Annotated in this window: 4 protein-coding genes and 1 pseudogene; all 5 read left to right on the top strand. The window is 54.9% G+C overall.

What is annotated here, in order from left to right:
• Positions 1–222: 222 nt before the first annotated feature.
• Positions 223–719: pseudogene (locus tag QMX98_RS32110) on the top strand (PAAR domain-containing protein).
• A gap of 19 nt (positions 720–738) precedes the next feature.
• Positions 739–1,896: a hypothetical protein gene (locus QMX98_RS32105; RefSeq protein WP_083375356.1), complete on the top strand. Its 1,158-nt coding sequence runs from the start codon at positions 739–741 to the stop codon at positions 1,894–1,896.
• Entirely contained in the window at positions 1,896–2,528 is a 633-nt protein-coding gene (locus QMX98_RS32100) for a hypothetical protein (RefSeq protein WP_282411948.1), read from the top strand. Before QMX98_RS32105 ends, QMX98_RS32100 begins: the two co-directional genes overlap by 1 nt.
• Entirely contained in the window at positions 2,525–3,184 is a 660-nt protein-coding gene (locus tag QMX98_RS32095) for a hypothetical protein (RefSeq protein ID WP_282411947.1), read from the top strand. The genes QMX98_RS32100 and QMX98_RS32095 overlap by 4 nt, the downstream gene beginning before the upstream one ends.
• 284 nt (positions 3,185–3,468) lie before the next feature.
• Complete coding sequence (locus tag QMX98_RS32090) at positions 3,469–5,127, top strand: Na/Pi cotransporter family protein (protein WP_010465559.1); 1,659 nt, start codon at positions 3,469–3,471, stop codon at positions 5,125–5,127.
• Positions 5,128–5,245 lie beyond the last annotated feature (118 nt).

Raw genomic sequence — 5,245 nt, 5'->3', positions numbered from 1 at the left:
GCTCGCGATAGCGGCCTGTCATTCAACATCAACGTTGAATGTGACGGCCTCATCGCGAGCAGGCTCGCTCCCACTTTTTTTGCTCTGTGATTAGCCTGGCGGATCGAGGTTATTCAACACTCGATTGCGGATACTTCACGATGGCGTGTTCAAAGGTTGACGCACCGAGCTCTGGTGGTTAGCGTCCCTCGCTCGCTTCAAACGACATGACAAGGAATGCATATGTCTGGAAAACCGGCTGCACGCCTCACGGACCCGACCACCTGTCCCCTTCCCGGCCACGGCACCAACCCGATTGCCAGCGGCTCACCCGATGTCTTTTTCAACGGTCTTGCGGCCGCTCGGGTCAGCGACACATGCACCTGCGACCAGGCCCTGAACGGTGGATTCTCTTCAACCGTGTTCATCAACGGCCTGAACGCCATACGCTCGATAGCACCACCAGCCATGGCGGTGTGGTGATTGGCGGCTCCGGCAACGTCATCATCGGCAACTCTCATTCCCCTGCGCCCTTCATCCCGCCCTTGCCGATCATTGGCCAGCCTTTGGTCGAATTCAAAGCCGTCAGCGCTGGCAATGGCGAACCGATTGCCCAACAGGACTACGAAATCGAAACCGCTGAAGGCCGGATCGTCAAAGGCCAGACCAACGCGGAGGGCATGACCCAAAGCGTCGCTACCCTGCAGCCCGACCTCGCCGTCGTCCGCTGGACTGTCTGACGCCTCAAGGAAGAATGAAATGACTGGACAATGCATGGCCCCAGACGACCTGGACATGAAGAAACTCTGGGACAGCACCTGCGAACTCCCCGTTTGCAAACGCGAAACCACTAAGGGCGGCCCTAACCCGAAAACCCGCGTTGAAGTGCCATTACTGACCTGTAATTGCCTGTGGCGCAGGTTTCAAAAAGAAGCCGAAGAGTGGGTCGCACCGGGCGGCGTGTTGATTGCCGACCCGCAAGCCCGTAACCGCAAGATCAACGCGGCCTATGCACAATTGTGGCTGGCGGATAACCGGTTTCAATGGGCGGGGTTGGCGGCGTTTGCTTCGAAGCAGGTGGGGTGTGGGTTGATCCATGCCACCAAGTTGCAAACGGCTATTGCGGCGCAGAAGGCTGCGCAGGAGAAATTACGGACGGGGAAATCGGAAACCCTTTTCGAAGGGTTTGGGTTCAAGCTCAGCAAGACTGATCCGGAAATCGAGAAAGAGTTAGCGAGCGCCAAAGCGGCCAATCCTCTTCCCACTGAGGATATTACCTTTGGCGACAACTCCCGTTCCGCTGTTCAGCAGCAGTTGGACTACGTGTATGAAATGCTGGCCCTCGGTAATACCTCGCTGTTTCTGGATGTTTATCCGTTGCATCGGTTTTTTATGGTGCGGGGCTTCAAAGAAATGGAAGCCTGTCTTTCCAAACGCAACCAACTAAAAAATGAAGTTCTGTGGCCCATCGCTGACAAAGTAGAGTTCGGTGCAGCGCGTGCAGAAGTGACCGATACTTTCAAAGCCATAGATGAAGGAAGAATTACCAAAAGCGTCGAATTCATGGCCGGTCATGAACAGCTGAACATTTTGCAACCTGCGATGTATGACGATTCCCACTTCGCTTACCTAATGCGCGGCACCCATGCTGGAGATGTCGTATCAGTAGTCACAGGGATGCTGTCCGGAGCCGCAGAAGAAATCCAGTTGACTCTGGCAAGTCAATGCAAAGCGGCAGACGGGCGAAAGGTTGCCTTCGGCAGTAATCCATTGGCCAATCTGGCAAACAAGGATCAACGAATGGAATTCGTACTTCGTGCTGCAACACAATTCGATGCCTTATTAAAAAACCCCACTTCAAAAGCCCAACTAAAGCAATCCATTACAGAAATATCTCAAGGTGGAGGGATCCGCTGATGAAACCACTCACCAGGCTATCTCTGATAAGCATGAGTGCAATTATTATTGGGCTGTGTATTGCCTACTTCAATTGGAATACGGAAGTTTTGAGTGCGCACATAGGGAAGTCTTACAAGGATACCGTTGAGGACTCAACGTTTTCGGTGCCTGCGAATACCGCTTTTTATCCAAGCACGCCACCGCATCCTAGTTCTACATGGATATCAGAGCCAGTCATCATCCATTTTGATGATCCTGAGCATGGTTTTACGCTACCAGCAACCAAGTTTGGCGCCGTTGGTTTTGATGAAGGTAAAGTCTCGACCATGACAACTTCTCCAATGTTGGAGACCTTGCCTTTCAATCAGCTGATTCCCTTACTCACTCAGTTGCAGGGGAAGCTAAAAGACTCGGGCTGGGTACCGCGCAACCCACAAGATAACTCTTGGTTAGCCGTCGGCAGCGAAGTAGAAAAAAACGCTTTGCAAAGGCAGTTGTTCGATCAGGTAGTCATCGTGATGCTCCTTATACCTCACAAATACAGTCTTGCGCTAAACGTCAAATGCTACGCCCGCTGTGATGAGCGCGACCCGAAAACGGCGAAGTATCTGATTGATGTCAGTGTCGGTTCGGATTACTACAGCGAATGAAGAGCCGCTTCAGAAGGCGGCGTTGGTGTTTGCAAAGAGCAGCGTTTTTTACCCTGTTCATTTGTCTGACTTCTTTTCACCACCCAGTTGATTTTTTGAACGTTCATATCGGGAAGTCATACAGAGAAGTCGCACGAGACTCGACATTCCCTGTTTATGACAACACGGCAATTTATCCTGGGGATCCTAACGACGCTAAAGATCCACCTCATCCGAGCTCTACTTGGATCAGCCATCCAGTCGTCATCAGATTTGATGACCCCGACTATGGTTTTACGCTGCCCGCTACCACGTTCGGTGCGATCAGTTGGTCCAAATTCAAAGCGATCACCCTGACTACGTCGCCGATGCTGGAAACCTTGCCGTTCGGGCAAGCGGTAGCACTCCTTGAGAAGTTACAACAAAAGTTCAATCAACTCGGGTGGACTCCGGAGCCTGCGGAGGGTAACGACTGGCTAAAAATAGAAACCAAGGGGGATAAGGCGCGGCTTCAGGCGAAACTCTTTGATCAAGTTGACGGCGTCATATTGTTGATTCCGCACAAATACAGTTTGATCCTTCACATCAAATGTTATGCCCGCTGCGCTGAACGAAACCCCGAGACAGCCAAATATTTGATCGACGTAGGGCTAGGCGACGATATCTTTAGCGATTGAACTCCCACCGATTTTAAGGCTGCTGCGCAGCCCAGCGGGAGCAAGCTCCCTCGCCACAGGGGTTGTGTCGCGCACCTTTTCAACTGTTCGGCTGAGACCTTCGGGTCCCTTTTTTACTCTCTGCATCAACCTGTTTTCATGACAGTTTTGTTTCAATCACGTCTTTAGCTATGCGATGCTGGCGCCCAGACCGTTAGCCAACTACAGCTTAAGTACAGAACGTAGAACGTCGCGCGGCACCGTCAATTTGCCCCTCTGGGGCGCTACCACCACAGGGGGCCTGCATGCTCACCCTGCTCAATTTGTTATCGGCCGTGGCCTTGTTGATCTGGGGCACGCACATCGTCCGAACCGGCATCTTGCGGGTCTACGGTTCCAATCTGCGCCATGTGATCGGCCAGAACATGTCCAAACGCTGGCTCGCGTTCATCTCGGGGATCGTCGTTACCGCGATGGTCCAGAGCAGCAACGCCACGGCCATGCTCGTCACATCCTTCGTCGGTCAGGGCCTGATGGCGCTGACGCCCGCCCTGGCAACGATGCTCGGGGCAGACGTGGGTACCGCGTTGATGGCGCGTGTGCTGACGTTTGATTTGTCTTGGCTGTCGCCGCTGCTGATTTTTCTCGGGGTGATTTTCTTCCTGTCCCGCAAGCAGACCCGTCTGGGACAGATGGGCCGCGTCAGCATTGGTCTCGGGCTGATCATCCTGGCGCTGCAACTGATCGTTGAATCCGCTGCGCCGATTACCCAGGCGCAGGGCGTGAAGGTGATTTTCGCCTCGTTGACCGGTGACATCCTGCTCGATGCCCTGGTGGGCGCGTTGTTCGCGATGGTTTCCTACTCCAGCCTGGCCGCCGTGCTGCTGACCGCGACCCTGGCTGGCGCCGGCGTGATCAGTCTGCCGGTGGCGATCGGCCTGGTGATCGGTGCCAACATCGGCAGTGGCATCCTTGCGTTCCTCAGCACCAGCATGCAAAACGCCGCCGGGCGTCAGGTGGCGCTCGGCAGCCTGCTGTACAAACTGATCGGCCTGCTGCTGATCATTCCGGTGCTGGACCCGTTGGTGCACTGGATCGACAGCCTCGATTTCAGTCCTCAGGAAATGGTCATTGGCTTCCACCTGCTCTACAACACCGCGCGCTGCCTGATCCTGTTGCCCAGCGTCGGCCCGATGGCCAGGCTTTGCGCGTGGCTGCTGCCGGAGCGGCCGGAGCTCAACGGCACGGCGAAACCCCGCCACCTTGATCCGACCGCGCTGGTCACCCCCAGCCTGGCATTGGCCAACGCCGCGCGAGAAACCCTGCGCATGGGCGATCTGATCGACAACATGCTCGAAGCAATGCTCGACGTGTTGCGTGGTAAACAATCCGCCATCACCCAGGAAATGCGCAAACTGACGGATGATGTCGAAGCGCTCTACAGCGCCATCAAGCTTTACCTGGCGCAAATGCCCCGAGAAGATTTGAGCGACCAAGACAGCCGGCGTTGGGCGGAAATCATCGAACTGGCGATCAACCTCAAGCTGGCCAGCGATTTGATCGAACGCATGCTGCGCAAGGTGCAGCAGCAGAAAACCTCGCAGCGCCGGTCTTTTTCCGAAGTTGGTCTGGAAGAACTGGCCGGGTTGCACAGCCAGTTGATCTCCAACCTGCGTTTGGGCTTGTCGGTATTTCTCAGTGCCGACAAGGAAAGTGCCCGCCAGCTTCTGCGTGAGAAACGTCGCTTTCGCGCACAGGAACGCCGCCTGGCCCATGCTCACGTCAGCCGTCTGCAACGTAAGATTGTGCAGAGTATCGAGACCAGTTCATTGCACCTGGAGCTGATCGCCGACATGAAGCGCTTGAACTCGCTGTTCTGCAGCAGCGCTTATGTGGTGCTGGAAACATCGGACACCGGTGCACTGGCGGTCGACGATATGGCTGACATCACGCATTCGCCTTGAACGTCTGGCGGTGTGGTCAGTCAGTAACATTGGTTCCGGTTCAAGATCATCGCGAGCAGGCTCGCTTCCACATTTGAATTGTGGTGTTCACAAAACCAATGTGGGAGCGAGCCTGCTC

This window comes from Pseudomonas sp. PS02303 (genome assembly GCF_029959925.1).
Classification (GTDB): Bacteria; Pseudomonadota; Gammaproteobacteria; order Pseudomonadales; family Pseudomonadaceae; genus Aquipseudomonas; species Aquipseudomonas mandelii.
Note: the sequence above shows the minus strand (reverse complement) of the source record. Positions and strands in the feature narration are given on the sequence as shown.